Below are 26,210 nucleotides of genomic sequence, written 5' to 3'. Positions count from 1 at the left end.
TTATACGATAATTTTACCGCTGAGAGGTGTTCATGTAAATGTATTCACAAAGTCCTAATCTTTAAAAACAGCCAAGCCACCTGCTGGATTATTCCAATCTGGTTCTTGAGCTGTAACGATTAATTTTTCATTAGTAAAAGCATTTAGTCCAAGATTACTCAATTCACGTCCATAACCGGAACCTTTGACACCACCGAATGGCAATTCTGGCAATGATACTAAGAATGAGTTAACGAAGACCATCCCTGTTTCAATCTTTTCAGCAACTGATTTACCATGTTGAGGATCAGCTGATACAACGATTCCACCTAGTCCCAACTCAGAATCATTAGCTAAATCAATTGCTTCTTGATCAGAATGAACTTTGAAGACTTGAGCTACTGGTCCAAAGAATTCATCGTAAAATTCTGGATTATCTTTTTCAACATTAGTCAAAATTGTTGGTTGAATAAATTGACCTGGAAGATCGATTGGTTGGTTGCCATAATAAACTTTAGCTCCATTTTCGACAGCTTTGTCAATTTGTCCTTGAAGCTTTTCCTTAGCACGTTTGGAATTCATTGGTGCCAAAGTCGTCTTAGGATCCATTGGATCTCCGGGAACTAATTTAGAGAAGTTATCTTTTAGTTTCTCCAAGAATTCATCATATAAATTGTCAGCAACGATGAAACGCTTGTCAGAAGTACATACTTGTCCAGCGTTGTAAATTCTAACTCGCCATGCCAAATCGACAGCCTTATCAACATCAGCGTCAGATAAGACTACGAAAGCATCTGAACCACCAAGCTCCATTGAATTCTTCTTGAGATATTTACCAGCTGTTTGTGCAACTGATTGTCCCCCACGTTTTGAACCAGTCAAAGCTACTCCTTGAACACGTGCGTCAGCGATGATATCACTTACTTGATCATAACTAGCAAAGAGATTCTTGAATGTCCCTTTTGGCGCACCGGCTTCTTCAACAATCTTCTCAAAAGCAGCAGCTGAAGCTGGGGTATTTGAAGCGTGTTTTAGAAGCATGGGATTTCCGACCATAAAGTTAGGTGCAAATACACGCATAATTTGATAATAAGGGAAGTTCCAAGGTTCAACCATCATCAATACACCAGTAGCTTGGTGATAAACTTGAGCGTCCCCAGTGTTACGACTATTAATTGGTGTAGGTTTTAATAAGTCAGCTCCATTGTCAGCAAAATAATCGGCAATGATAGCACACAACTCAACTTCACCTTTTGATTCATTGAAAAGCTTTCCCATGTCGATTGTAGCGATTTTTGCCAATTCGTCTTCATGTTTTCTCAATAAATCGGCAATTTTATGTAAGGTAGCAGCACGACTTGTAGCGGGTTCATCGCGCCACTTCTTGTATAACGCATGTCCATTTGCCAAAGCTTCCTCAATTTCTTCAGCGGTTGCGTCAGGATATGTTTTCACTAATTCGTTGTTATATGGATTAACAGTTTTATATGCCATAAATAAATTCCTCCTGCGGCAAATTTTCTTATGGTTATTATTTTAATCAAATTGAAAGGGATTTCAAGAATTTGAACTTACCACTTTCTTATTTGGTTAGTACCAATTATCAATTTAATGAAAATCAAACAAGTTTTTTCATATTTTGTCAAAAAAGTGTAAGATTGATTTTAATATTTAATGAAGGGTGTTTTATATATGGGTGTCTTTTTTTCAAGTATCTCAGGAATCTTAATAATTATCGGTTTGATTGCCGTCGGCTATGGTTTAAGCGCATTAGGTTGGTTTGACGATAAATCTACTCGTCTGATTGCCAAAATCGTCACTCAAGTAGCTTTGCCTGCGTACATGATTTCGACAATTACTAAAGACTTCACGGCCAAAAAATTGATCAAACTCTTGCCTGACTTGGGTGTGCCAGTCTTATCAATGACTATCTTAATTTTCATTTCGATTCTATTGATCAAAATATTAAAAATTGACCCTAAACATAAAGGACTTTTCAGTTCAATGTTTTTCAACTCCAATACTGTCTTTGTCGGTTTACCCGTTAATATGGCATTGTTTGGTGAAAAGAGTTTGCCTTATGTTTTGGTTTATTACATGGCTAACACAACCTTCTTCTGGACTCTAGGAACTTATTTGATCCAAATGGATGGTGAAGTCAAAGGTCATTTCAAACTTAAGACAACGCTGAAAAAAGTTTTCTCTCCACCACTATTAGGATTCATCATCGGATTGATTTTGGTCATGCTTCACATTCAATTACCAAAATTCTTGATGTCTGATTTTCAATATTTGGGTGGCTTAACAATTCCTCTATCAATGATTTTCATTGGGATTTCTATTTATAACGCTGGACTCAAAAACGTTTCTTTCCACAAAGACAATTTGGCTATCCTCTTTGGAAGATTCCTCTGTGCTCCATTATTGATGGCTGGTTTATTCTTATTTATTCCAGCTACTCCATTAATGAAACAAGTCTTCATCGTTCAAGCAGCTATGCCTGTAATGACTAATGCCCCAGTTGTCGCAAATCTTTATCACGCTGATTCTGATTATGCCGCTATCATGGTTACAGAGACCACCTTATTGAGTTTGATTGTTGTTCCAATCATTATGACAATTATTAAGTAAAAAATAATCCTCGCTAGATTGTAAAAAAATTACAAGCTAACGAGGATTTTTTAATTTAGGCTTTATATTCAGTAATTCCCTTTGCTAATCGTTGCATAGCGTCTTCAACATTACTCTTGGGAGTAGCCAAATTCATTCGTAAGAAATGATTACCGTTACCACGATATTTAGTTCCTTCAGCCAAGTATAAACCAGTTTTATCACGCAAAAATTGGTTAAATTCATCTGATTTGTCAGTCAACTTCGAGCAGTCGATCCAAGCCAGATAAGTTGCTTGAGCTGGTAAAACTTTGATATCAGGAATATTTTTCTTAGCGAAATTTTCCACATACTCACGGTTCTTTTGAATGTATTGACGAAGTTCCGTTAACCATTCATGACCTTCCGTGTAGGCTGCAATCGAAGCATCCATCGACATAATGCCAGGACTACTGATTCCGTCAACTGATATTGCATGCTCAACTTTTTGACGTAATTTAGCATTAGGTATGAACAATGTAGCGGCGTGTAAAATTGCCAAATTGAAGGTCTTACTTGGAGAAACTAACGAAATACTGTTTTGAGTAACTTCTTTATCCAAGGAAGCAAATGGTACATAATCATAACCTGGCATTGTAACGTCACCATGAATCTCATCAGAAATGATTAAAACATCATATTTATTAGCTAGTTTGCCGATTCTTGTCAAAGTCTCTCTATCCCAAATAATTCCAGCTGGATTGTGAGGATTGCAGACAATCATAGCTGTCGTTTGTGGATCAGATAGCTTTTCTTCCAAATCTTTCCAATTGATACTGTACTTGCCATATTGATATTCCAATTCACTGTTGACGATGTGACGACCATTGCTAGTAATAGCGTTAAAGAATGAATTGTAATTTGGTTCTTGTAATAAAATATTATCGCCCAAATCAGTCAAATGACGCAAAATTGATCCGATACTAGGCATAACGCCGTTACTAAAGACTAGCCAATCTAAATTTGGTTCAAAATTATGTTCTTCTTTGTACCAACTAGCAACTGCTCGATAGTATTCATCAGGGACGTATTGATAACCAAAAATCCCACGGTCAGCATCTTTGTGCATTGCTTCAATAATCGCCGGTGCTGTTTGAATATCCATATCAGCGACCCACATTGGTAATTCATGTTCCTTTACCTGCCACTTACTAGAATTAGCGTTGCGACGATCATTGATCTTATCAAAATTAAATTGCATTAATTCCACCCCTTCTTATTCATTAATCAAATAGTATCATTATTTTGAAAAATATCGAAAGCTCACGGGTTTGATTAAATATTTTGTAATCAAATTAGATAAAATGCTGTAATTTTAACTTTTAAAATGTCATAATGATACTACTAAATGTTTAGGAAGTGTCTCAATCTATGTCTTCACTCTTTCGAAAAAAAGATATCGTCAATGATTTATTACATGAGCAAACTTTAAATCGAACTCTTGGTGCCAAAGACCTCATTATCATGGGAGTTGGTGTCATTGTAGGGTCCGGTATCTTTATCACGCCCGGAATCATCGCCGCTAACTATGCTGGACCTGGAGTTATTTTGACTTATTTACTGGCTGCCTTAGTTTGTATCGGTGCCGCTTTTTGTTACTCTGAATTTTCATCAACGATTCCTCTAGCTGGTAGTGCCTATACATACTCCTATTCCGTTTATGGTGAAATCATCGCTTGGATTGTTGGCTGGTCCTTAATTTCGGAATACTTATTTGCGGCTTCTTCTACAGCGGTCAGTTGGTCAGCTTATTTCAGGAATCTTTTGGCAGGCTTTGGTATCAACCTTCCTAAAGCTTTGCAGTCAGCTCCGGGAACAGCTGGAAATACTGGTGGAAGATTTGACTTGATTGCTTTTATCATCGTTTTAATCGCAACTGTTCTCTTACTACAAGGTTTAAATGAGTCGATGAAAGTTAACACTATCATGGTTTACGTCAAAATCTTCGTTATCTTGTTGTTCGTTGCTGTAACGATTTTTTACGTAAAACCTAAGAACTACAATCCATTTCTTCCCTTTGGAGTTGGTGGTATCGGTCGTGGGGCCGCAGTTGCCTTTTATGCTTTCTTAGGATTTGATGTCGTATCTTCGGCGAGTGAAGAAGTTAAAAATCCTAAACGTAACATGCCGATTGGAATTATTGCCTCACTTTTAATCGTCGCCATTTTATACGGTTTAGTGTCATTAGTGCTAGTCGGTGCCGTTAATTACAAACAACTAAACGTTGCTGATCCAGTTTCCCATGCTTTAAACTTATTAAACTTAAATTGGATTTCAGGAATCGTTTCATTAGGTGCCATCATGGGTATGACAACCGTTTTGCTAGTCGTTATCTATGGTGGAACACGTTTGATTTTTTCACTAAGTCGCGATGGCCTATTGCCTAAAAAATTCAATCACTTAAGCAAACAAGGTGTTCCTGTAAGTAGCACTTTCTTAGTGGGATTGGTCGCCGCAACCGTAGCTGCCGTTGTTCCTATCGACAAAATCACCGAATTAGTTAATATCGGAACATTACTAGCTTTTTCAGTTACGTCAGTCGGCGTCATCTTCTTGCGCCACAGTAAAAATACCAAAGAGTTGAAACCAGCCTTTAGAGTACCTTTCTATCCAGTATTTCCATTGATCTCCTTTGCTGCTTGCGTCTACTTAATGACCCAATTGCAAAGTTTCACATGGAAAATGTACGCCATCTGGACCGCCGTTGGTTTGGTAATTTACTTTGGTTATAGCTTTAGACACAGTAATGAAAAATAAAGATTTTCAATACAAAACAAAAACAACGCCAAAAAATTACTCATCCAGCGTTGTCTACTTTTTCCTAATCTGATTAGATTCAAATTGTTCTAAAAACTCATTTAATCCTTTTATATCTTCTTCAGCCAGCTGACCGATTCGGTAAAACCTGATATCGTTATCTAAATAAATCTCTCTGATTTTTCCAACATCAACATATGTTTGTTTCACCAAACCCGCAGCTTTCCAATATTTGATTTTATAATACTGACCCCTTATTCTTTTTGATTTATTTTCATATTGGGAAGTTAAAGAGAAGAATGAAAAGGATTCATCGTTAACTTCTAAAACCAAAACAGGCCTCTTTTTTCCATCATTCACATCGATAAAACTGACATAAAGTATTAAGATATCATCTGGCTTAGTAATCTTGCGATTCATCATTAAACCAGTCCTCTATTTGTTTTTTATTCTCAAGTTTTTCTACCGGTATGTTCTTTATATTCTTACGTAACTTTCTTGATGCCTTTTGTCTCTCTGTTAATTCTACAGAGAAGGGGATTTTCCCTTTTGCAACAATTTGCTTATAATACATCGTTATTGCTGTAGTTTGATTAAGTCCCAAATCATCTAAAACTGATTGAGCTTCATCAGCCAAATTTCTATCAATATTGACATTCAATTTCTTTTTTTCTTTACTTTTCATTTGCATTATAACACCTCTTTATATCGTTTATTATACTTATGGGAGGAGTATAATACGAGCATATAATCTTTTTAAAGATGTAAATATAAAACACAAAATCCAAAAAGCAGACCGAAAAACGATCTGCTTTTTTTATTGCTTATTTAACTGAATAGTTAGGAGCTTCTTTAGTAATTGTAACGTCATGTGGATGTGATTCTCTCAATCCGGCGTTAGAAATTTGGATAAATTGAGCATCTTGTAATTCCTTCAAGTTATGAGCACCAACGTAACCCATACCTGAACGTAATCCACCAAGTAGTTGATAAATTACATCGCCAACAGCACCTTTGGCAGCAACACGACCTTCGATACCTTCAGGCACTAGCTTGTTAGCTTCATTAACACCACTTTGGAAGTAACGATCAGATGAACCGTGTGACATGGCAGCCAAACTACCCATTCCACGATAAGTCTTGAAACGACGACCTTGATAAATTTCAAAATCACCAGGTGCCTCGTCGGTACCAGCTAACATTGAACCAAGCATAACGGCGTTACCACCACCAGCTAAAGCTTTAACGATATCACCAGAGTACTTGATACCACCATCAGCAATAATTGTCTTGCCATATTCGTGAGCTACACTAGCAGCATCATAAACAGCAGTTAATTGAGGAACACCGACACCAGCAACGATTCTAGTTGTACAAATTGAACCAGGTCCGATACCAACTTTAACAACATCAACCCCAGCATCGTAAAGGGCTCTAGTACCTTCAGCAGTAGCAACGTTACCAGCAATCAAAGTAGCTTCTGGAAATTTAGCTCTGATTTCACCGATTTTTCTAAGGACACCGGCTGAATGACCGTGAGCTGTATCGATGATAATTGCATCAGCACCAGCATTTAAAAGAGCTTCCGCACGTTCAAAAGTATCGCTAGTTACACCAACAGCTGCTGCAACTAACAAACGACCATACTTATCTTTAGCAGCGTTAGGAAATTCCTTAACTTTTTCGATATCTTTGATAGTTACTAATCCACCTAGACGACCATCTTTATCAATCAAAGGAAGTTTTTCAATACGATGTTCTTGAAGAATTTGTTCTGCTTCCTTTAAAGAAGTACCAACTGGTGCAGTAACTAATTCTTCACTAGTCATAACTGTTCCGATTTTTACGGAATAGTCAGTAATAAAACGTAAATCTCTATTAGTAATAATACCAACTAATTTTAGATCATTGGTGTTGTTAACGATTGGTACACCACTGATACGATAAGTACTCATTAATTTTTCTGCTTGAGCTACTTCATCATCTGCAGTTAAATAAATTGGGTCAATGATGACACCATTTTCTGAGCGCTTAACTTTTGAAACCTCGTCAGCTTGTTGTTCAATACTCATATTCTTGTGAATAACACCTAATCCACCTTGACGTGCCATTGCGATGGCCATTGGTGCTTCGGTAACTGTATCCATACTTGCACTCAAAATTGGAGTGTTTAATTTAATATTCTTAGCCAATTGAACTGATAAATCTACTTCGTTTGGTAAAACGTGACTCTCCGCTGGAATTAGTAAGACGTCATCAAACGTGAATCCCTTTTTATCAAATTTTGTATCCCATGCCGACATGATTTTCCTCCTAAGTATTTGTTTTTACCTATTAGTAGATAAAATTTATAAACATGGTAGCCGATTTTTTTATGATAGTCAATTAAAGTTTGTGAAAGAAAAAAGACTTATCGTCATAACGACAAGCCTTTTAATACATTTTTATTGCAACAACTTTATAATTCCATAAATTTTGTTTTCTCAAATAAAAATCAAAACTTCTTTTCTTGAGACATAATTTATATCGAATTATATCGTCTTTTTTAGAAATCATTTCATCAATTCGGTGTAACTCATGATTATTATTCCGCCTCAAATATTCAGCCGTTTCATTATCGACTGAAATTTGTGAAATCTTTTCTCGATCACGTAACGCCGTTTCACAAGCAAAGACCATTCTTTTACGAATAAAATCATTTATAAATAACACAATAATAATACCCGCTATAACAAATAATAGTATCCCGCCATATATCTCTGTCACTAATACATTCGATAGACTCATAATAATCAACACTTTTTATATTTTTATTTAATTAAATGATATCACGCTAATAATATCATTATCAATCAATGCGCTTATGGCTTATGATTTGGCGGTTTCGTATCTTCATGGTAAGATTTTTTACAAACAAATATGGTTCTTTTGAACTTGGGTTGATAACTTGCCGTCGTAAGTGAAGCTTTGTGGACGCTGGAACGTACTGGGTATCTACAAAGCTGTCACTACCGACTAGATAATGTCTTTTATTATTTATTCCAAGTAATTAGAAGATAAAGAATAGATCCACTATCTAGTCCGGAATAGCAAAGAAAATTGGCTCAGTAGTGAAAGGTCGAGCTTGAAGACTTTGCCCGGTTTTGGTCTTAGCAAAGGCTCCAAGTCGTGCCCACTACGTTCCAGCCAAATTTTCTTTGCTGTGGAGGACGGCAATTTAACGCTAACCTAACTAAAAAAGAACTCAAATGTTATAGGGAGATTTTTATTTATGAAGAAATTAGTTAGAGATAAAATACCGGATATTCTCGCCGACAATGCCGAATTTGAGGTTCTTTCCAATGAAGATTATCGTTTATCTTTACGACACAAAATCGTTGAAGAAGCTAAAGAAGTCCAAAACGCTCAATCGCGCGCCAACCTTGTTGAAGAATTAGGGGATCTTGAAGAAGTTATTCGTGCTATTTTGACTGATGCTTCAATAAATTATGAAGAAATGGACAGTTTGCGCCAAGCGAAAATCAATCAAAAAGGTAATTTTTCACAAAAATTTGTTATGATAAACAACAATGAAGAATCGTAAAGTACTTATAGTTCTTCTTTTTTTATCGTTGAAATACGATTTGTACAACGTGAAAAAACAGTATAATATAGTTCTATACCATTAATAGGAAGAAGAAAAAATGCAAATTTTAACTTTATTTATAGTCGCATTGGTGGCTTTGGAACATATCGGTATTGCCGGTATTGAAATGTTTGCCAAGCCTGAAGTTCAAGCCAATGCTTTCGATATGCCTGTCGAATTCGTTAAAGATTCACATGCCAAGGTTGCTTTAGCTAACCAAGGTATTTATAACGGCCTATTTGGCGTTTTAATATTATTGATGATCTTATTCTTTACTGGAGCCGTTTTAAGAACCATCCTCATTTTGATGTTGCTCTACATTATTGGCGTCGCTATCTATGGCGCTTTTACAGCTACAAGAAAAATTTTATTTTTACAAGGTTTACCAGCTTTAATAGCTTTAGTTTTAGTAGCTATTTTTTACAAGTAATTTTACACAGAATGGAAAACAATCATGAAAAAAGATTCATTACTTAAGAGTTCTCTCTGGATTTCCATCAGTGGGATTCTTTCAAGAATACTTTCAGTCGTCTATATTATTCCTTGGAATCTATGGATTGGCCCGGTAGCTGTTGGTGCTGCGAACGCTTTGTATGGGAAAGTCTACAATATTTATAATCTTTTCTTGATTATTGCTACAGCAGGTATTCCATCAGCTATTTCAAAAGAAGTCGCTGCTCACAATGCTTTAGGTCGCTTTGACCAAAGTGAGAAGCTCTTCAAAAAATATACAATTTATATGTCCCTAGTCGGAATCGTCTTAGCATTCATTATGTTTTTTGGTGCTAAATATGTGGCAATTGTTCTGGCTGCCGGCGATATGCGTGTTGTAACGCCAATTAAATACTTGAGTATCGCAATGCTAATTATTCCAGCTCTTGGAATTTTGCGTGGTTATATTCAAGGATATGCCTTTATTTCTTATTCAGCCTTTTCACAAGTTATCGAACAAATTGCCCGTGTAGCTTACATGCTTTATGCAACTTACACGATCATGATCTTGCAAAAAGGTAGCTATATGGCAGCCGTTAACCAATCAACTTTGGCTTCATTCATTGGGGCAACCTTAGCTTACATATTCCTCTTATGGATTCGTGTTCGAGTTAGAAAAACAGTCACTATTTCTGATATTAAGCCTAGTGATGACGTTAAAGAAAATGGTCCAGAAATCAGTTTCAGTTCAATGTTGCGTTCAGCTATTCCATTCTTGCTAGTTGATACAATTATGACCGTTCTACAATTGTTCGACCAAACGACTTTTACTTGGATTTACGAATTGATTTTACATGCTAGTCAAAAGACAATTGATGATTTATATGCGATGTTCGGATTCCAGGCTAACAAATTGATTATGGTGCTAGTTTCCTTAGCAATTTCTGTTTCTGCCTCCGTTATACCAGCGTTATCTGCTATGATTACTCGTAAAACTGGTCTAAAACCCGTCCAAAAACTTATGCAAAATATCGTTCAGTTTACTTTCTTCATTATTTTGCCTGCTACTTTTGGAATGATGGCTATTAGTCGTCAATTATGGACTGTTTTCGTCTTCTATGACCAAAGTATCCTCGGTTCTAAAGTCTTGATTGTTTCTTGTGTGGAAGCTTTCTTCTATTGTTTGTTCATGATTTTGGAAAACATTCTTCAGGTTACGCATCACGTTAGAAAATCACTAGTTTACTTGGCAATTGCTTACATTATCAAAATGATTTTACAAGTACCGTTAACAGTTAGCTTAGGAGTTTACGGACCGGTCACAGCTACTGCCATTGCCTTCATTCTGATGTCGTACTTTGCCTTCAGACTGATCAATAAGCAATTCCAAATCGTCAATAAAGACTTGGGTAAGAAATTGTTCCGAATCCTCATCGATGGAATTGTTATGTTAGTAGTCGTTGCTATTGCTAATTTCTTTATCGTCAAAGTAATTTCTGACGCTACTAAGATTGGTGCCATCATTGTTATCATCATCTGTGGTTTGATTGGTGTGGCCGTTTATGGCTTCTTAGCTTATAAAGATGGATCATTGAGTATTCTAAAAGATATTCGTGATACTAAGATTTACTAAAAATGCAAGCCTTCAATTAAAGGTTTGCATTTTTTTTAAACATAAATATTGCTACTTTCAATTCAAACATGATATAACATGTACAGGATAACGTACAGGAGATGATTAAATGAAAGAAGTATATACACCAACCAAAGCAAGAGAAAAATTATTTGATATTCTTAAAGATGTAAATTCAGAGAATAAACCTGTTCTAATTTCTTCCACTACTAAGGAGCACGAAGATGCCGTAGTTATTGGTAAAGACGACTGGAACGCTATCCAAGAAACACTCTTTTTAACTAACACTGGTGTTACTAAGCAAATTAAAGACAGAGAGAATGATGACTTCATCGATTTTGATCAAGCTTGGAAGGAAATATAATGTACAATATCAAAATTGCTTCCAAAGCTAAATCTGACTTAAAAAAGATAAAAAGGACTCCCTTAGAAAGAAATTTTTTAAATATTATTGACACTTTAAAGCAAAATCCTTTCGAAGTATCCCAGTCTTTTGAAAAATTAATTCCACCAATAAAAGGATGCTATTCCAGACGGATTAATTCACAGCATCGAGTTGTTTATCGTGTTGATAAACAATCAAAGACAGTTTATATTTATTCCGTTTATGGTCCCTACACTAAATAATAAGATTGCTTATTAATATTTTTTTATCAATAAACAATCTTATTTGACGTCAAAAATAAAAAATAGTATCGTATTACTTATTGCAAACGATTACTATTAATTGCCAAGGAGAGATTTATTTTGCTAGTAGGAAGTATTGAAGCAGGCGGAACAAAATTTGTTTGTGCTGTTGGTGACGAAGACTACCGTATCAAGGATAGCGTTCACTTTCCAACAACAACACCTGAGGAAACATTAAGAAAAACAATCGATTATTTCAAACAATTCGATATCGAAGCTCTCGGTATTGCTTCATTTGGACCAATCGAACAACGTAAGAATTCACCAAAATATGGTTACATCACTTCAACGCCTAAACCAGGTTGGAAAGATACTGATTTTGTCGGTACTTTGAAGAAAGAATTAGATGTACCAATGTTTTGGACAACTGATGTTAACGGTTCTGCTTATGGCGAATACGTAATGTCAACTCTATCTAACGAAAAAATCAATTCATTGGTTTACTACACAATTGGTACTGGTGTGGGAGCTGGTGCGATTGCAGATGGTAAATTTATCGGTAACGTTGGTCATCCTGAAATGGGACACACTTTCTTGAAACGTCACCCTGATGACTTAGATTTCAAGGGAATTTGCCCATTCCACGGTGACTGTCTTGAAGGTTTGGTTGCCGGACCAACATTTGATGCTCGTTTAGGTAAACCTGGTAAGGACGTTCCATTGACTGACCATGTTTGGGATATCATGGCCTACTACGTTGCTCAAGCTGCTATTCAAGTTACCTTGATTCTTCGTCCCGACAAGATCGTCTTCGGTGGCGGTGTTGTCAGTGAAACATTCTTAGATAAAGTTCGTGTTCAATTTAAGGAATTACTCAATGACTATGTTGAAGTTCCAGAATTAGACAAATACATCACAATGCCAGTAGTTAAGAACAATGGTTCAGCTACACTAGGTGATTTCGCCTTGGCCATTCGTGAATTAAATGCTTTCCAAGATTAGGAATAAAAAATTCTCACTAGATTAATTCTAGTGGGAATTTTTTATTTCATGCATTAATTTTTTATATTTCAATCTAGTCTGGAACAAAATCTCTGTGATGGCATATTAATTTCTTTTTCTAAAAATAATAAACTTACTAAAAATATAGTTCAGTAAAACAACTACCACATTGGCGATGATTTTCACGATAAAACCATTCCCATGCAGCAAAACCATTCCGATAAACATCGTACCTTGGTCAAAAATCCAAGATCCACCTCTGAATAAGAAGAAAGATCCCATTTCTTGGAAGAAAGCTTTCCAAGTCTTGGTATGGGAATTAAAGACCCACAATTTATTCGTGACATAGGCAAATAGAACTGAAATCACATAGGCAATTGCATTGGCAACTTGAGAATTCATATTCAAAACACGCCACAACAAAGCAAAGGCCACATAATTTACTACGGTTGTTAAGACTCCGAAAAATAAATAGGGAATCGCATCTTTATATTTACTCCACAATTCTTTTATCATTTATACATATCCTTAATGGTTTAATTTCCAATTTTTATAGCTTAATCCTAAGAAATAAGCAATCACTTCAAAGCCAGAAATAAAGAATGTTACCGGCCAATTGGTTACGAACGCTAAATACAAACCTAACCAAACTCCTGCTAACGATAAACCTACTGAAACCATGATCAATTTAGGTACCGTATGAACAACATATTTAGCCGTTGCTCCCGGCAGAGTCAATAAAACAAAGACTAACAATGATCCAACGATTTGAGCGCCGATACTGACGCTGAGAGCCAAAGTTACTAAAAAGGCTATTGAGAGCAATCTAGTCTTTAAACCGGCTGCACGAGCTCCAATATGGTCAAATGAGTCAAAAGCGAGCGGTTTATAGAAAATAATAAAGACAAAAATGACAAATAATGCCAAAATCATCAATTGTTGAACTTCTTTGGAACTGATTCCGACGATACTACCAAACAAAATATTCGTTGCATAACTACTTGATTCTGATGATAACGATAAAAATAAAATTCCTAAACCAATAAATAACGACGAAATCGCACTGATCGATGCCTCACGTCTGGAAGATTCGCTACTTAGACTACCAACAGCAATCGAACTGACTAAAGTAAACAAAATCATTCCAGCCAGTGGTGAAATACCAACGAGGATTCCAAATGAAGCTCCCGCAAAACCAATTTCTGACAACGTATGCGACAGAAATGACATATTTCTTGATACAACGAAGACCCCGACCAATCCAGCCGTTATAGCGATAAAAGTACTGGCAATAAAAGCTTCGCGCATAAATTCATATTCAAACATTTTAACTCTCCATCTCGAACATATCTTCAGAAACGTCACTGACCTTAACTTCTTTAAGAGTCTTTTCTTCAAAGAATAACGCTCTAGTTGTATATTTCTTTGTCAATTCATAGTCATGCGTGATGAAAATTACCGTTAAATTATATTTTTGATTTAACTCAGCAACCAAATCCATCAATTGCATCTTCACTTCAACGTCTAGACTGGCTGTCGATTCATCCAAAATTAAAATCTTCGGATCATTTAATAGAGCTTGTGCCAGATAGGCCTTTTGCTTTTCACCACCAGAAGCTAATCCTAAGGGACGATCTTTCAATTGTGTCAACTTAGTCTTCGTTAAAATTGTTTGGATTAATTCATTGTCAGCTTTACGACGTTTCGGGCTGAGCGTAAACTTCAAATTCAAACGGACAAACTGTTCAATATTTAAGGGATAATCCAAATCGATATTTCTGAATTGAGGCACGTAACCGATTCTTTTGTGATCCATTTTCAACTCGCCGCTAGTTTTCTTCTCAAGCCCCATCATAATCCTAACTAAGGTTGTCTTACCTGAGCCATTGGGACCAATTAAACTAATAAAGTCGCCATCATTAATCGTGAAATTGACGTCTTTAAAAACTAGCTGCTTACCAAAACGCTTGGTTAAATTCTTTGCTTCAATCACAGTTATCTCTTCACTATCCTTTCGATTTGAGACAGATTGCCATTCATCCACTCATAGTAGCCTAAATTACTTGGTAAAGTTTCGGTAAAATAAATAATCGGAACTTTATTTTTTTTAGCTAAATTAGTCATTTTAGTGATAATACCACTAGTGACTTGTTTATTTACAACTAAAAAACTCACTTTATGGTGTCTCAGGCCATTTTCCATTTTCTTAATGTCCTCAATCGACGGATCAGTATCTTCTTCGATTGCTTTAGCAAAATGAGGATTAGCAATACTTATTCCTAAATCTTTCAGCAAATAATATGGCAAAGGTTCAGTCACATAGGCCTTTTTACCAGCAGTCTGTTGCTTTAATTTAGTTTCTCTTTTGACTAAGCCATTTAATTTTAATTTATATTTCTTAAAGTTAGCTTGATAGTAGGTTTTATTCTTAGAGTCGACCTGACTCATATGTTGGGCCACTGCCTGACTAAGTCTTTGCACGTTCTTAACTCCAAACCAGACATGTTCATTGTCACCATCTTGTTTGTGTAAAACATCCCGAGAAAAATCAATTAAATTTTTATCCTGACTATTAGCCGTAACGATTTTTTCGACCCAATCATCATAACCTAAGCCACTAGCAACAATTAAACGTGAATCAGCGACTTGTTTAGCATCATTACTAGATGGCGAAAAGCTGTGTGGATCAACATTGACTGATTTAATAATTGATTCCACCTGATACTTATCCCCGACAACACTCTTCAATGGTTCTGTGTATGTATTGACAGTTGTCGTAATAATTTTTTTATCTGATGCAGTTTTATGACCACACCCACCTACAAATATTAGTAGCGAAAACAAAACTAATAATAGTACATTTCTTTTCCGCATTCATTTTCCCCTATAATTCTTTTTTAAGTCGAATTAGTGTTAAGATTCCGTCCTCCATAGCAAAGAAAATTTGGCTGGAACACAAGTTCTGTGATGGCTCAGCCGCCAAATTTTTGTTAGTGCTTTAGCACTTACAAAAAGGCCTAGTTTTGAGATTTTGCGTCTTTGGGGCCATGCGAAAGCTCAAAATAGTGCCGGCAGCGTTCCAGCCAATCACAGGACTTGTGTGGAAGACGGCATTTTACATTAACCAAATTTTCTTTGCTATGGAGGACGGGATACTACAGGAACCCCTCTATCTAATAATTATCCCACTAAAATAGAGGTCCGAACAAAACATAAGTTTTGAACCGACCTCTTAAGAATATAACTAATTATTATATTAAAGGCAAGTTAGTGCGACTACCAGATTTGGAAGTATTGGCCATTTGCTGGAACTAAATAGCTACCTACTGGTGAATCAGAATCCTTGCTATAAATATTGATTTGATAACCATTCACATCATTCCAAGTGACTTTGCCATTAGCGACGTATTGCGTCGTTGATTTATCATAAGTTGAACTTAACTTGTCAGCCAAAAATTCAACTGCCTCTTGAGAAGTTGTTAAATTAACCGATTGTTGAGTTTGATCTTGGGTTTGTTGACTGTCAGTTTGATTTTGAGTCTGATCAGTCGTTGTTTGACTAGTCGTCTGATCTTGTTGATTTTGATTATTTTGTGTTTGAGTGGCATCAGACTTATTACTAGTATCTTCTTTTTCTGATGAACTTGTCTCGTCAGTTGATTTCGTTGATTTCGTATTTTGATTTGATTTAGTCGATTTTTTGGGAGTATTGCTTGTTGTTTGTTCAGTCTTATCGCTAGTCGTCTTCAAGTCAGCTGATTGTTGACTAGTGCAGCCGGCTAATAAAAGGCCAGATAAGGTTACTGTTACGATAGATAATCTCTTAAACATAAAAATACCTCCTTATACATTTGCCATTATAGCGAACGTATAAAGAGGTACGCAATGTTTCTCGTGAAACATTAATAAATCTTATCAAAATCGATTTTTTCACCACGACGGATTTTTTCGCCAAATTCGATTGATTTATCGACGATTACTTCTTGACCATCGATAACTTTATAAGGATGATCTGGAGCCTTTTCTTGAGCTAATGACAATTCAGTACAGCCCAAAACTATAACGTCACAATTGAATTTATCGTGCATCGTTTTTAAAATCTTATGGAATTTAGGTGCATTGACTTCACCTTTAACCTTAATATCATCATAAATTAGACTTTCAACTTCGTCTTGAACGGCTTGGTCTCCCAAACTGTATTCAAAGCCAGCATCTTTGATCTCATTTTCGTAAACGTGATCGGCAATCGTACCTTTAGTAGCAATCAAACCGATTCGCTTAGCTTGAGGATACTTTTTCTTCATTACGCTGATAGCCATATGTGGCATATGAATAATTGGAATATCAGTGACGGCTTGCAATTCTTTATAGTAATAATGAGCAGTATTACAAATAATTACCATGAATTCAGGTTTCAATAGACTTTGTTGCTTAATGTCTTCAGCTAGTGGAGGCAAAAAGCTAGGTTTACTGTGATCAAGAATATGTGCTGTTCGATCAGGAACAGTTGAGTGATTGACCAAAATATAATCTAAATAATCTTGATCTTTTTTAGTAGGTGTTTTTTCATTCAACAAATGCACATAACTTTCAGTGGCTAAACTACCCATACCACCGATTACTGTAAAGAATTTTTTCATATTTCTTAACCCTCAATGTCCTTCAAAATTTTCTTAGCGACTACTGGATCGCTTGCATAAGGTACATCAACACCCTTAGTCTTTTGATAAGGGTCATTTCCTTTAGCAGCTAAAACAACAATATCATCGCCAGAACTGTGTTCGATCATATCTTTAATAGCGCTAGGACGATCTAAAATTGTCTTAACTTTAACTTTAGTATGATCGATCTTTTCATCGATTTCTTTACAAATGGCTGCCGGATCCTCAAATCCAGGGTCATCTGTTGTTAAAATTGCTTCATCAGCTGATTCAGTCAAAACTTGTGCAAAGCCGGCTCTTCTAGAAACTCCTTTATCACCAGGGCTTCCAACGACGACTTTAATTGCTGAATTAGGATACTCACGTTTCAAAAAGCTCAATAGAGCATTCATACTAGCGTAGTTGTGCGCATAATCTACAAAGATGGTCCCGTGAGACTTGGTATTAATGTGTTCCATTCTCCCCGGGACGAATGCTTTTTTTAGACTATCGGCGATCACCTCGTTGTCAATGCCCATAATCTTAGCAGCAGTTATAGCCGCTCCAGCATTCAACTCATTAAAATCACCAACAAGTCCTAGTTGATAAGTGTATTCACCATGTTCTTGTAAATCTTCAGCCTTGTCGCTTTCAGCAGTATAGGTAAAGACTGAATCATTCAAATTAGATTCTTTGTTACGAATACTGAAGTCAGTGTCGCCAACTTCATTTTTAGCAAAGCGATAAATATCTTTGTCTGGACTAGTTTCTTTAGCAGCCGCATAGACTGTATCGTAATCGTTAGTTTGACGATTAATAATATTTACCTTGGAGTTGACCATTAATTGTTTCTTGCAATTTAAATAGTCAGCATAAGTTGGATGTTCGTTAGGTCCGATATGGTCGGGAGTGATATTCAAAAATCCACCTATATCGAATTTCAATCCGTAAACTCGATTCTTCTTATAAGCTTGTGATGATACTTCCATGACAAGATATTTAATACCATTGTCAACACAAGTTCTCATGTCGTGGAAAAGATCCAATGATTCTGGAGTCGTTAAATCTGACTTAAATTCATCTTTTGGACCTGGTCCAACGATACGATCAACAGTTGAAAATAGACCAACTTGTTTAGGATAAGCATTCTTCAAAATATCATATGTAAAGTATGATGTTGTTGTCTTACCCTTAGTTCCTGTGAATGCAACAATGAAGAGGTCATTTTGAGGATTGCCAAAGTACTCTGAACTCAATAGAGCCAAAGCTTTTGAAGCACTCTTAACAATTAAACGATCAATATCCTTGCTGTATTCTTTTTCTGAAACATAAATTTTGGCACCATTCTTAATGGCTTGATCTAAGTATTCAGCCTTGAACTTATTTCCTTTGCAGAAGAAGATTCCATTGGTTTGGTCTTCTTTGGAATTGTAGCTAATATTAGTTACTTCAAGACTATCGTCACTAACTGAACTAGAAACCAGTAAATCATGTTTCTTCAAAATCTCTATAGCTTTACTTATTTTCAAACTCATTCTTTCACACTCCTAAAATAAATGGTTAAAAAATTCTACGATTTGATCCCACCAAGATTTCTGGTTTGTCTCCTTATGTATCTTTTTTCTAACATCTGCCTTTTTAAACGGAAGATAACCACTGTTAGTGTTCGTGGCAATCAATTTTACCGTTTGTTTATTGTGGATTGCAGTAAAACCTAAGTCGTCACTACTTACAGTATAACGTAAATTTTCAATATTAGAGTTTTTAGGCAACCAAACATAAACAGGTTCATAAGTTTTATATTTTTTGTTATTTATTTTTATGCTTTTATTTTTTTGGATAACTTCTTTTCGTTCAAAATTGTCTTTTACGTAGTGAACTAATTTTTGAGTAGAACGGAAACGTTTATCATTATCATCGTCTTCACCTTGGGCATTCAATACAATTGTTACTAGTCTCGTATTATCAAAAGGCAAAGTCCCAACAAAGGATTCTCCAGCTTGTTCAGTCGTTCCAGTCTTCAAGCCGTCAAATTCATAACCTTCTTGATAATCACGTTGACCCTTTAATAGAAAATTCAAAGTATCATAAGTCTTAGTTTCATTATCAATTGGGAATGATAATTTTGTTTGTGAAGTTGTCTGAAGTATTTCCGGATATTGATCCAAAACATGCTTGACGATAACACCGATATCATTGGCAGACAGCTTATTTTCACCATCAGTTGGTCCAATGTACATGTCAGTCTTCAAATCAGAATTGTTCAACCCAGAAGCGTTGTACAACTCAGCATCTTTGATTCCCCAATTTTTTACCGTTTTGCGCATCATTTTGACAAACTTAGCTTGAGTCCCAGCAACTTTTCCGGCTAACATCATGGCGGCTGAATTGGATGAAACAATCCATGCAGCATTGTAAAGATCTTTGACCGAATAAGACTTATCTGCATCCAATCGAACATTAGTCAACTCGTTATCTTGAGTCATGTCAGCCTGTTCTTGAGTTGGCGTTACTAAATCCGATTCAGATATTTTGCCATCTTTGATAGCTTTGGTTACTAAATACAATGTAACAATTTTAGTAATTGAACCTATAGCCAATTTCTCAGCCGGATTTTTGGAGTAGACAATTTGTCCACTGTTTTCATCAAAAATCATCCCAGCACTAGCATTCAATTCTAGTTCTGGTTGAGTAAAAGTTGCGGCAGTAGCCTCTGATGTAAAAATTGGTAACGTCAAAATAAAAACTGACATTACCAACATAAATTTCTTTGCGAAACTTTTCATTATAAAACCTCTCAAATCAATCTTTCGATTTCGAAATTGGAAAATGACTAATAAATGATGTCTTTTCTTTATCGGAAGTAACTGCTATTGTACCACCGTGTAGTTGAACCATGCTTTGAGCAATTGCCAAGCCCAGTCCAGTCCCACCAGTCTTCTTAGAACGAGAATCTTCAACTCGATAAAAACGGTCAAAGACGTGTTTTAAAGAATCTTCTGGGATTGGCTGACCATTATTAGCAACTGTGACCACCACTTCTTGTTTCTTTTGTTCAGCATTTAACCAAATGTGAGTTGCGCCTTTACCGTACTTTAAAGCGTTCATGATCAAATTATTAAAGACTCGACCTAATTTTTCAGTATCGCCTTGCATCATGATTTTTTCAGGCGTGGAATTGACAATAATTTCCATTCCTCGTTTGTTAGCTTCTAGTTCAAAGTCGGCTGACAACTGATCTAACATTTGAGCCATATCGAATTTTGTCATCTTCAAACGGCTCGTTGCATGTTGAACATTAGCAAATTCAAAAAGTGAATTGACTAAATTTTGCATCTCCAGTGACTTTTTGTAAGCAATATGCGTGTATTTTAAGATTTGATTCAGATCATTGAAATTCTTACCCTCAATCAAACCTAAATAACCAATTACTGAAGTCAGCGGCGTTCTAATATCATGACTGACATTACTGATCAGCTCATCCTTGCTCTTTTCAGATTGACGTTGTTCTTCAGCATGTTGATCCATATTTAAAATCAATAAATTAAAACTTTCAATGATACCCTGTAAACTAGGATTGACCTTCGTTTGAACTTGCTTAGTTTGGTCATCGATAGCTGCTTTATGCAAAATTTGCTTAATTTGTTCAAGTTCCATCTTATGGAAAGTACTCAAGACAATGGCCGCAGTCAAAGCTATTTCCATAATTAAAACTACGATAATAGCCCCGAGTCTATTCGTCAACAATGACCAATTATTTTGTAAATTCAGCATGAAATTATTTTTACCAAGACTACCAATTATGATTGCATTTATTATCTGAAATAAAAGAAAGGTGCCTATTCCTTCAAAAAGGAGGACACCTTTTTTCTTTGCATCCAGTTTGATTCGTTTATTCAAAATCAAACCTCCACTTTATAGCCGACGCCCCAAACAGTTTCGATAACTTTTTCGCCGTTTGTAGCTTCTTCTAGTTTGTCCCGCAAGTGACTGACGTGGACCATAACTGTCTTGGCAGAAACAACACTTTCTTGTTTCCAAACTCTTTCAAAAATTTCATCAGCTGAAAAGACCCGATTAGGGTGACTTGCTAATAAGTAAAGTACCCCAAATTCTAGCGCAGTTAATTGAACCTTTTGTCCAGAGTCTGTAACGACTTCATGCGAATCTTTATAAATAGTAATTGGTCCAACTTCTAGTTTGTCAGGAACATTTTTGGTTGCTTGTTGATTGCTGCGACGCAATAACGAACGAATTCTAGCCATAATCTCCAAAGGATTGAATGGTTTCGTGACATAATCGTCAGCACCAGTAATAAGACCTTGTATCTTATCCATATCGGTCGTCTTTGCTGAAACAATAATAATTGGAATTTGTGAATCCTTGCGAACTCGCTTAACGACTTCAATTCCATCAATACCAGGCATCATAATATCCAGAACCATCAAGGCAATGTCACTGTGTGCTGCCAATTGGTCCAAAGCTTCTTGTCCAGAATTAGCTGCAATAGGTTCATAACCTTCGTTTTTAATATAAATGCTGAGTAGCTCTACAATTTCTTTATCATCATCAACCACTAAGATTTTCATTTTTAAACCTCTCAAGCGTACATATATTTACAAGTCTACAACTAGTTAGTATTATACAATAAGATGTAACTAGATTACTAATCACACTAAGAAAGTGAGCTTCCATGGAATATTTAAAAAAGAGAATGAAGTTCTTATTGATCATTATTTTTTCGATTGCAATTATCGCTTTTGTCCAATACGAAATCCACTTCGATCAAAACATTAATTTGAAAAAAGTCGGTTTAATCATGACCATTTTGCAGGCCGCTGCTGGGGGATATGGTTTGTACGGTCTAGTACAGTTTTTTAGAGTTAAATAATAAATAATGGCCTTGTTGGGATTTTCCAGCAAGGCCATTTTTATTATTTCGTTTTTTTATCTTGATTTTTCTCTTTATCTCGATGTGCCTGAATATTGCAACCATCTGGTCCGCAAACAGCACTTTCATCACTGCCTAAATTTTGAAAAACATTCTTCTCTTCCAAAATTAACCCTCCTTAGCTTGTACTTGTTTTAGAGCTTGTACGAAAGTTTCATAAGGTTGTGCTCCTGAAATTCCGTATTTGTTATCAATTACGAAAAATGGTGCGCCTTGAATTCCTAATTTTTGTGCTTCAATTTCATCACTACGAACTTCACGTTCAAATTTTTTACTATTCAAAATTTCATCAACTTGCGAAGCATCCAATCCAGCTTTGGTAGCAGCCTTTTTTAACACATCGTGATCGGCAATCGATTCGCCATTACTAAAGTAAATTTGGTAAAACGCATCAATTACTTTTTCAGTTAAATTCCGGTCACCAGTTGAATCAGCTAACTTAATCAAACGATGAGCATCTAAGGTATTAGTTGGTATAGCATTTATCAAATCAACTTTTAGACCGTCAGAAGCTCCCATTTGTGAAATTTGTTGAATTTGAGCAGTAGCTTGTTCGGCTGACATACCATGTCCAGATGAAAAATGTTCTACCATCGTTTCATCAGTTGTGGTTGGAGAAGTTGGATCTAATTGAAATGATTTAAATTCCAAAGGTGTTTCATCATAGAGATTCAATTCCTTTAAAGCTCTTTTCATTCTTGTTGAACCGATATAGCAAAATGGACATGCAATATCTGACCAGTATTTAATTTCCATAGTTTTTATCCTCTAATCATTTGCTATTCAATTAATTGATTGAATAGTTTAATACTAGCATGATTGCAAAACATGTCAATTTGCCTGCTCACTCACAAATTCACGCCAATCGTAATAACTTTCGTTCAAACTATAAGCATGATATCCAGATTTATTTAACAAATGCGCTGCTTGATTAGTCAGTGCACACAAATGTCCCCGACAATAAACAATAATATCTTTGGCTGGATCAAGTTGCTTTAAGGCCTTTTTTAATTCATCTGCCGGAATATTGATTGCCCCTTTAATATGACCAGCTGCAAATTCTTCTTGGGGACGAACATCTAGCAATTGCACATCATCACGAGTAATTAATTTCATAGCTGCCGGCAAATCAAGCGTCTGAACTTTTCTTTCAAGAGCAAACTGACTTTGAAGCTGTTTCATACCTACTAATTGATTCTCGCCAACATCTCGCAACAAATAAAAGAGTTGTTCAACTTGCGGCGATGCTAATTGGTATATTACGAAATTCCCTTGTTTTTTATTTTTAACTAAATTAGCTTCACGGAGATTTTTTAAATGTCTTGAGGTGTTGGCAACAGTCATCCCAGATTGCTTTGAAAGCGACTCGACCGTTTTGGGACTTTGAGAAAGTAAATCTAGTATTTCCAACCGTCGATCACTAGATAAACTTTTACCAATTTTTGATAATTCCGTGTAGAGATCAGTTTTATATTCATTAGCTATTTCATTCATGTTTTTTGGTTCCTTTAATAGTATTTGAGTAATTGATTGAATAGCTTTAGTCTAATTAGTTTTTAGTAATTGTCAATTTTTTTGCTATTCCGGACTAGATAGTGGTTCTATACTTTTTATAATCAAACAAATAGCATCAATTCAGACAAATATTTAACAACTATATCTGAATTGATGCTATTTTGATTTACTTGAAATAAATAATAAAAGACGTTTTCCAGTCGGTAGTGGCAGCTTAAATTGAGAAAGAACCCAATGAGAACACTCAATTAAACTCTTATTTTTTTATACGAATGAACGATCATGAATACCCATAGTACGACGGAAGAAGAAACGAACTCCGTAAGCTACTACTGCAGCGATGAAGTATCCAATTGCATTAAGAGCTGGGTTGATTGATGTAGGTACAGCTGTCATGGCTGCCAAGAAAACAAACATGAAGGCTAAACCAACGACCAAATATCCAATAGTAATTCCCCAACCGGGACGTTCTGATTTAGGACGTTTCATTTGGTTGTTGAACCATGTTAACAATGCACCCCACATAGCAGATAAGACAATCAAAGTAATAATACCTGTTTGATTATTTGGATCTGGTTTCTTTGTTGTCAAAGCAACGATTCCGTACAAAACGCCAAATAGAGCAAAGAATAATAATGATGTGTCGATCCATGAAGCCCAGAATGGTGTCACTTTAGGCTTCTTAGTTGGATGAACGATATCTTTAGCTCTTTGAGTTACTGGACCATAAAGTTGGTTAGCTGGAATCCCTTTGATTTGATTATCAACGATTTCTGGAAGCAACTTATCGATAGCTTCTTTAGCTTCGTCTTCTTTGAAACCATCTTCCATCAAATATTTATTGAGTTTAAAAACATATTCAGCATTCTTATTACTCAATTTTTTACGCAAATCATCTGCACTAGCATTGTAGATTTCCGTTTTTATTTCTTCTTTTCTTTCATTCTTAGCTGAAGCAACTTTTTGCTTTTCAGAAGCTTGCTTATTCTTTTCTCTTAAATCCTCTGACATTTTTGTCCCCCTGGTTAGACGTTAAAGCGGAATTCGATGATGTCTCCATCTTGAACTTCGTAATCCTTACCTTCAACACGTAATTTGCCGGCTTCTTTGACGGCTTTTTCACTACCTAATTCATCCAAATCACTAAATGACATAACTTCAGCACGGATAAATCCACGTTCAAAATCAGAGTGAATAATTCCGGCAACTTGTGGTGCTTTCATACCTTCATGGAAAGTCCAAGCACGAGTTTCCTTACCACCAGCAGTGAAGAAAGTTCTAAGTCCTAATAGCTTGTAACTAGCTTTGATAAGCTTATCGAGACCTGATTCAGTAACACCTTCAGCTTCAAGGAACTCTTTTCTTTCGTCATCATCTAATTCAGCGATTTCTTCTTCAGTTCTAGCAGATACGCCAATTACTTGAGCATTGTCTTTCTTAGCGTAATCTTCAACAACTTTGTAATACTTAGAACTTTCTGGATCAGCCATATCTTCTTCAGCAATATTAGCTACGTACAAAACAGGCTTTGAAGTTAGTAGGAATAGTCCCTTAACGATTTTTTGTTCATCTTCGTCAAAGTCGATTGATCTAACAGCGCCACCCTCTTCAAGAACTGGCTTGATCTTTTCAAGGACTGACAATTCAGCTTGAGCTTCTTTATCCTTGGCACTCTTAGCTGCTTTTTCAACACGAGTATAACGTTTGTTGATACTGTCAAGATCGGCAATACTCAATTCCAAATTAATAGTCTCAATATCATCTAGTGGGTCAACTTTACCAGTGACACTTGTGATATCGTCATCATCGAATGCACGAACAACGTGAACAATGGCATCAACTTGTCTGATGTTTTCCAAGAACTTATTACCAAGTCCTTCACCCTTACTAGCACCTTTAACGATACCAGCGATATCAGTAAATTCAAAAGTAGTATGAATAACTTTTTTAGCGGGAATCAAGGCATCGATTCTTGATAGACGGCTATCTGGTACTTCAACCATACCCACGTTAGGGTCGATTGTGGCGAAAGGATAGTTTGCCATCTCCGCACCAGCTTTTGTAATAGCATTAAATAAAGTTGACTTACCAACGTTTGGTAGTCCGACAATTCCGGCAGTTAGAGCCATTATTTATTCCTCATTTCTTTTAATAAAGTTTGGTGGCATTAATTGAGATTTTTTCAAATAATGTTCTTCATTTTCTGTTTTCACTTGGTCAGCTTGTGTTAAAACTTTCTTGAATTTCTTCTTGAATTCAGCCCGTGGAATCATCACGATGTGACCACAGCCTAAGCATTTAACTTTAATATCCGCACCCAAACGGATAACTTCCCAGCGATTTTCCCCACAAGCGTGAGGTTTTTTCATTGTGATAATATCTCCAAGTTTAAACATACAA

31 protein-coding genes are annotated in these 26,210 nt (G+C 36.0%); 9 read left to right on the top strand and 22 right to left on the bottom strand.

Going from position 1 to position 26,210, the window contains the following annotated elements; translation table 11 throughout:
* Positions 1-54 precede the first annotated feature (54 nt).
* Positions 55-1,473 (bottom strand): NAD-dependent succinate-semialdehyde dehydrogenase, encoded by a 1,419-nt coding sequence (locus FFM65_RS08380; RefSeq protein WP_119316990.1) that lies wholly within the window; start codon positions 1,471-1,473, stop codon positions 55-57.
* Between the two features lie 198 nt (positions 1,474-1,671).
* Here FFM65_RS08380 and FFM65_RS08375 point away from each other — a divergent pair, with 198 nt between their 5' ends.
* Positions 1,672-2,610, top strand: coding sequence for an AEC family transporter (locus tag FFM65_RS08375; RefSeq protein WP_119316989.1), 939 nt, complete (start codon positions 1,672-1,674; stop codon positions 2,608-2,610).
* A 55-nt stretch (positions 2,611-2,665) separates the two neighbouring features.
* Here FFM65_RS08375 and FFM65_RS08370 read toward each other — a convergent pair whose 3' ends face one another.
* Positions 2,666-3,829: a MalY/PatB family protein gene (locus FFM65_RS08370; RefSeq protein ID WP_119316988.1), complete on the bottom strand. Its 1,164-nt coding sequence runs from the start codon at positions 3,827-3,829 to the stop codon at positions 2,666-2,668.
* A 170-nt stretch (positions 3,830-3,999) separates the two neighbouring features.
* Between FFM65_RS08370 and FFM65_RS08365 the strand changes: the two genes are divergently transcribed.
* Positions 4,000-5,385 (top strand): amino acid permease, encoded by a 1,386-nt coding sequence (locus FFM65_RS08365; RefSeq protein WP_119316987.1) that lies wholly within the window; start codon positions 4,000-4,002, stop codon positions 5,383-5,385.
* A gap of 54 nt (positions 5,386-5,439) precedes the next feature.
* Here the strand turns inward: FFM65_RS08365 and FFM65_RS08360 are convergent, their stop codons facing one another.
* The 4 genes from FFM65_RS08360 to FFM65_RS08345 all read right to left on the bottom strand — a co-directional run bounded on the left by FFM65_RS08360 (position 5,440) and on the right by FFM65_RS08345 (position 8,172).
* Complete coding sequence (locus tag FFM65_RS08360; protein ID WP_119316986.1) at positions 5,440-5,808, bottom strand: toxin-antitoxin system, toxin component, MazF family protein; 369 nt, start codon at positions 5,806-5,808, stop codon at positions 5,440-5,442.
* Entirely contained in the window at positions 5,786-6,076 is a 291-nt protein-coding gene (locus tag FFM65_RS08355; RefSeq protein ID WP_119316985.1) for a type II toxin-antitoxin system RelB/DinJ family antitoxin, read from the bottom strand. The genes FFM65_RS08360 and FFM65_RS08355 overlap by 23 nt, the downstream gene beginning before the upstream one ends.
* 133 nt (positions 6,077-6,209) lie before the next feature.
* Positions 6,210-7,688 (bottom strand): IMP dehydrogenase, encoded by a 1,479-nt coding sequence (guaB, locus tag FFM65_RS08350; RefSeq protein ID WP_119316984.1) that lies wholly within the window; start codon positions 7,686-7,688, stop codon positions 6,210-6,212.
* Between the two features lie 130 nt (positions 7,689-7,818).
* A complete protein-coding gene (locus tag FFM65_RS08345) occupies positions 7,819-8,172 on the bottom strand; it encodes a hypothetical protein (protein ID WP_119316983.1) in 354 nt (117 codons plus the stop codon).
* Between the two features lie 484 nt (positions 8,173-8,656).
* Here FFM65_RS08345 and FFM65_RS08340 point away from each other — a divergent pair, with 484 nt between their 5' ends.
* The 6 genes from FFM65_RS08340 to scrK all read left to right on the top strand — a co-directional run bounded on the left by FFM65_RS08340 (position 8,657) and on the right by scrK (position 12,704).
* Positions 8,657-8,968: a nucleoside triphosphate pyrophosphohydrolase gene (locus FFM65_RS08340; protein ID WP_059073958.1), complete on the top strand. Its 312-nt coding sequence runs from the start codon at positions 8,657-8,659 to the stop codon at positions 8,966-8,968.
* A 100-nt stretch (positions 8,969-9,068) separates the two neighbouring features.
* Positions 9,069-9,440 (top strand): DUF1304 domain-containing protein, encoded by a 372-nt coding sequence (locus FFM65_RS08335; RefSeq protein ID WP_119316982.1) that lies wholly within the window; start codon positions 9,069-9,071, stop codon positions 9,438-9,440.
* 24 nt (positions 9,441-9,464) lie between these two features.
* Positions 9,465-11,075, top strand: a complete 1,611-nt coding sequence (locus tag FFM65_RS08330) for a putative polysaccharide biosynthesis protein (RefSeq protein WP_119316981.1) — start codon at positions 9,465-9,467, stop codon at positions 11,073-11,075.
* A 109-nt stretch (positions 11,076-11,184) separates the two neighbouring features.
* On the top strand, positions 11,185-11,439 hold the full coding sequence (locus FFM65_RS08325; protein WP_119316980.1) for a type II toxin-antitoxin system Phd/YefM family antitoxin: 255 nt from the start codon (positions 11,185-11,187) through the stop codon (positions 11,437-11,439).
* Positions 11,439-11,702: a Txe/YoeB family addiction module toxin gene (locus FFM65_RS08320; protein WP_119316979.1), complete on the top strand. Its 264-nt coding sequence runs from the start codon at positions 11,439-11,441 to the stop codon at positions 11,700-11,702. The genes FFM65_RS08325 and FFM65_RS08320 overlap by 1 nt, the downstream gene beginning before the upstream one ends.
* A gap of 120 nt (positions 11,703-11,822) precedes the next feature.
* Positions 11,823-12,704 (top strand): fructokinase ScrK, encoded by an 882-nt coding sequence (gene scrK / locus FFM65_RS08315; protein WP_119316978.1) that lies wholly within the window; start codon positions 11,823-11,825, stop codon positions 12,702-12,704.
* A gap of 105 nt (positions 12,705-12,809) precedes the next feature.
* Here the strand turns inward: scrK and FFM65_RS08310 are convergent, their stop codons facing one another.
* The 10 genes from FFM65_RS08310 to FFM65_RS08265 form a co-directional block, all read right to left on the bottom strand.
* A complete protein-coding gene (locus FFM65_RS08310; protein ID WP_119316977.1) occupies positions 12,810-13,220 on the bottom strand; it encodes a GtrA family protein in 411 nt (136 codons plus the stop codon).
* Positions 13,221-13,232: 12 nt separating this feature from the next.
* On the bottom strand, positions 13,233-14,030 hold the full coding sequence (locus FFM65_RS08305; protein ID WP_059073954.1) for a metal ABC transporter permease: 798 nt from the start codon (positions 14,028-14,030) through the stop codon (positions 13,233-13,235).
* A 1-nt stretch (position 14,031) separates the two neighbouring features.
* Positions 14,032-14,697: an ATP-binding cassette domain-containing protein gene (locus FFM65_RS08300; protein WP_119316976.1), complete on the bottom strand. Its 666-nt coding sequence runs from the start codon at positions 14,695-14,697 to the stop codon at positions 14,032-14,034.
* A gap of 2 nt (positions 14,698-14,699) precedes the next feature.
* Positions 14,700-15,578 carry a metal ABC transporter solute-binding protein, Zn/Mn family gene (locus tag FFM65_RS08295; protein ID WP_119316975.1) on the bottom strand — a complete coding sequence of 293 codons (879 nt, stop codon included), beginning with the start codon at positions 15,576-15,578 and terminating at the stop codon, positions 14,700-14,702.
* Between the two features lie 402 nt (positions 15,579-15,980).
* Entirely contained in the window at positions 15,981-16,535 is a 555-nt protein-coding gene (locus tag FFM65_RS08290; protein WP_119316974.1) for a hypothetical protein, read from the bottom strand.
* 71 nt (positions 16,536-16,606) lie between these two features.
* Entirely contained in the window at positions 16,607-17,344 is a 738-nt protein-coding gene (locus tag FFM65_RS08285; protein ID WP_119316973.1) for an aspartate/glutamate racemase family protein, read from the bottom strand.
* A gap of 5 nt (positions 17,345-17,349) precedes the next feature.
* A complete protein-coding gene (locus FFM65_RS08280; RefSeq protein WP_119316972.1) occupies positions 17,350-18,879 on the bottom strand; it encodes a UDP-N-acetylmuramoyl-L-alanyl-D-glutamate--2,6-diaminopimelate ligase in 1,530 nt (509 codons plus the stop codon).
* A gap of 12 nt (positions 18,880-18,891) precedes the next feature.
* Entirely contained in the window at positions 18,892-20,130 is a 1,239-nt protein-coding gene (locus tag FFM65_RS08275; protein WP_119316971.1) for a D-alanyl-D-alanine carboxypeptidase family protein, read from the bottom strand.
* A 16-nt stretch (positions 20,131-20,146) separates the two neighbouring features.
* Complete coding sequence (locus FFM65_RS08270; RefSeq protein WP_119316970.1) at positions 20,147-21,244, bottom strand: sensor histidine kinase; 1,098 nt, start codon at positions 21,242-21,244, stop codon at positions 20,147-20,149.
* Positions 21,245-21,246: 2 nt separating this feature from the next.
* Positions 21,247-21,933 (bottom strand): response regulator transcription factor, encoded by a 687-nt coding sequence (locus tag FFM65_RS08265; protein WP_010018006.1) that lies wholly within the window; start codon positions 21,931-21,933, stop codon positions 21,247-21,249.
* Between the two features lie 104 nt (positions 21,934-22,037).
* Between FFM65_RS08265 and FFM65_RS08260 the strand changes: the two genes are divergently transcribed.
* On the top strand, positions 22,038-22,235 hold the full coding sequence (locus FFM65_RS08260; protein WP_119316969.1) for a hypothetical protein: 198 nt from the start codon (positions 22,038-22,040) through the stop codon (positions 22,233-22,235).
* Between the two features lie 43 nt (positions 22,236-22,278).
* Here the strand turns inward: FFM65_RS08260 and FFM65_RS12350 are convergent, their stop codons facing one another.
* The 6 genes from FFM65_RS12350 to FFM65_RS08235 form a co-directional block, all read right to left on the bottom strand.
* Complete coding sequence (locus FFM65_RS12350; protein WP_255311495.1) at positions 22,279-22,401, bottom strand: hypothetical protein; 123 nt, start codon at positions 22,399-22,401, stop codon at positions 22,279-22,281.
* A 2-nt stretch (positions 22,402-22,403) separates the two neighbouring features.
* Positions 22,404-23,051: a DsbA family oxidoreductase gene (locus tag FFM65_RS08255; protein WP_119316968.1), complete on the bottom strand. Its 648-nt coding sequence runs from the start codon at positions 23,049-23,051 to the stop codon at positions 22,404-22,406.
* Between the two features lie 75 nt (positions 23,052-23,126).
* Positions 23,127-23,789: an ArsR/SmtB family transcription factor gene (locus FFM65_RS08250; RefSeq protein WP_119316967.1), complete on the bottom strand. Its 663-nt coding sequence runs from the start codon at positions 23,787-23,789 to the stop codon at positions 23,127-23,129.
* A 285-nt stretch (positions 23,790-24,074) separates the two neighbouring features.
* Positions 24,075-24,821 (bottom strand): DUF1129 family protein, encoded by a 747-nt coding sequence (locus tag FFM65_RS08245; protein ID WP_119316966.1) that lies wholly within the window; start codon positions 24,819-24,821, stop codon positions 24,075-24,077.
* A gap of 14 nt (positions 24,822-24,835) precedes the next feature.
* Complete coding sequence (ychF, locus tag FFM65_RS08240) at positions 24,836-25,939, bottom strand: redox-regulated ATPase YchF (RefSeq protein ID WP_119316965.1); 1,104 nt, start codon at positions 25,937-25,939, stop codon at positions 24,836-24,838.
* A gap of 3 nt (positions 25,940-25,942) precedes the next feature.
* The gene (locus FFM65_RS08235; RefSeq protein WP_010017993.1) at positions 25,943-26,206 is read right to left on the bottom strand and encodes a DUF951 domain-containing protein; all 264 of its coding nucleotides are present in this window, start codon (positions 26,204-26,206) and stop codon (positions 25,943-25,945) included.
* Positions 26,207-26,210 lie beyond the last annotated feature (4 nt).

The organism is Companilactobacillus formosensis, assembly GCF_005405305.1.
GTDB lineage: Bacteria > Bacillota > Bacilli > Lactobacillales > Lactobacillaceae > Companilactobacillus > Companilactobacillus formosensis.
This window is presented reverse-complemented; position numbering and strand designations above follow the sequence as displayed.

Excerpts from the sequence above, each read along its gene's own strand:
- FFM65_RS08380 (WP_119316990.1), bottom strand. The coding sequence starts at position 1,473 with ATGGCATATAAAACTGTTAATCCATATAACAACGAATTAGTGAAAACA.
- FFM65_RS08375 (WP_119316989.1), top strand. The coding sequence starts at position 1,672 with ATGGGTGTCTTTTTTTCAAGTATCTCAGGAATCTTAATAATTATCGGT.
- FFM65_RS08370 (WP_119316988.1), bottom strand. The coding sequence starts at position 3,829 with ATGCAATTTAATTTTGATAAGATCAATGATCGTCGCAACGCTAATTCT.
- FFM65_RS08365 (WP_119316987.1), top strand. The coding sequence starts at position 4,000 with ATGTCTTCACTCTTTCGAAAAAAAGATATCGTCAATGATTTATTACAT.
- FFM65_RS08360 (WP_119316986.1), bottom strand. The coding sequence starts at position 5,808 with ATGATGAATCGCAAGATTACTAAGCCAGATGATATCTTAATACTTTAT.
- FFM65_RS08355 (WP_119316985.1), bottom strand. The coding sequence starts at position 6,076 with ATGCAAATGAAAAGTAAAGAAAAAAAGAAATTGAATGTCAATATTGAT.
- guaB (WP_119316984.1), bottom strand. The coding sequence starts at position 7,688 with ATGTCGGCATGGGATACAAAATTTGATAAAAAGGGATTCACGTTTGAT.
- FFM65_RS08345 (WP_119316983.1), bottom strand. The coding sequence starts at position 8,172 with ATGAGTCTATCGAATGTATTAGTGACAGAGATATATGGCGGGATACTA.
- FFM65_RS08340 (WP_059073958.1), top strand. The coding sequence starts at position 8,657 with ATGAAGAAATTAGTTAGAGATAAAATACCGGATATTCTCGCCGACAAT.
- FFM65_RS08335 (WP_119316982.1), top strand. The coding sequence starts at position 9,069 with ATGCAAATTTTAACTTTATTTATAGTCGCATTGGTGGCTTTGGAACAT.
- FFM65_RS08330 (WP_119316981.1), top strand. The coding sequence starts at position 9,465 with ATGAAAAAAGATTCATTACTTAAGAGTTCTCTCTGGATTTCCATCAGT.
- FFM65_RS08325 (WP_119316980.1), top strand. The coding sequence starts at position 11,185 with ATGAAAGAAGTATATACACCAACCAAAGCAAGAGAAAAATTATTTGAT.
- FFM65_RS08320 (WP_119316979.1), top strand. The coding sequence starts at position 11,439 with ATGTACAATATCAAAATTGCTTCCAAAGCTAAATCTGACTTAAAAAAG.
- FFM65_RS08310 (WP_119316977.1), bottom strand. The coding sequence starts at position 13,220 with ATGATAAAAGAATTGTGGAGTAAATATAAAGATGCGATTCCCTATTTA.
- FFM65_RS08305 (WP_059073954.1), bottom strand. The coding sequence starts at position 14,030 with ATGTTTGAATATGAATTTATGCGCGAAGCTTTTATTGCCAGTACTTTT.
- FFM65_RS08295 (WP_119316975.1), bottom strand. The coding sequence starts at position 15,578 with ATGCGGAAAAGAAATGTACTATTATTAGTTTTGTTTTCGCTACTAATA.
- FFM65_RS08290 (WP_119316974.1), bottom strand. The coding sequence starts at position 16,535 with ATGTTTAAGAGATTATCTATCGTAACAGTAACCTTATCTGGCCTTTTA.
- FFM65_RS08285 (WP_119316973.1), bottom strand. The coding sequence starts at position 17,344 with ATGAAAAAATTCTTTACAGTAATCGGTGGTATGGGTAGTTTAGCCACT.
- FFM65_RS08280 (WP_119316972.1), bottom strand. The coding sequence starts at position 18,879 with ATGAGTTTGAAAATAAGTAAAGCTATAGAGATTTTGAAGAAACATGAT.
- FFM65_RS08275 (WP_119316971.1), bottom strand. The coding sequence starts at position 20,130 with ATGAAAAGTTTCGCAAAGAAATTTATGTTGGTAATGTCAGTTTTTATT.
- FFM65_RS08265 (WP_010018006.1), bottom strand. The coding sequence starts at position 21,933 with ATGAAAATCTTAGTGGTTGATGATGATAAAGAAATTGTAGAGCTACTC.
- FFM65_RS08260 (WP_119316969.1), top strand. The coding sequence starts at position 22,038 with ATGGAATATTTAAAAAAGAGAATGAAGTTCTTATTGATCATTATTTTT.
- FFM65_RS08255 (WP_119316968.1), bottom strand. The coding sequence starts at position 23,051 with ATGGAAATTAAATACTGGTCAGATATTGCATGTCCATTTTGCTATATC.
- FFM65_RS08250 (WP_119316967.1), bottom strand. The coding sequence starts at position 23,789 with ATGAATGAAATAGCTAATGAATATAAAACTGATCTCTACACGGAATTA.
- FFM65_RS08245 (WP_119316966.1), bottom strand. The coding sequence starts at position 24,821 with ATGTCAGAGGATTTAAGAGAAAAGAATAAGCAAGCTTCTGAAAAGCAA.
- ychF (WP_119316965.1), bottom strand. The coding sequence starts at position 25,939 with ATGGCTCTAACTGCCGGAATTGTCGGACTACCAAACGTTGGTAAGTCA.
- FFM65_RS08235 (WP_010017993.1), bottom strand. The coding sequence starts at position 26,206 with ATGTTTAAACTTGGAGATATTATCACAATGAAAAAACCTCACGCTTGT.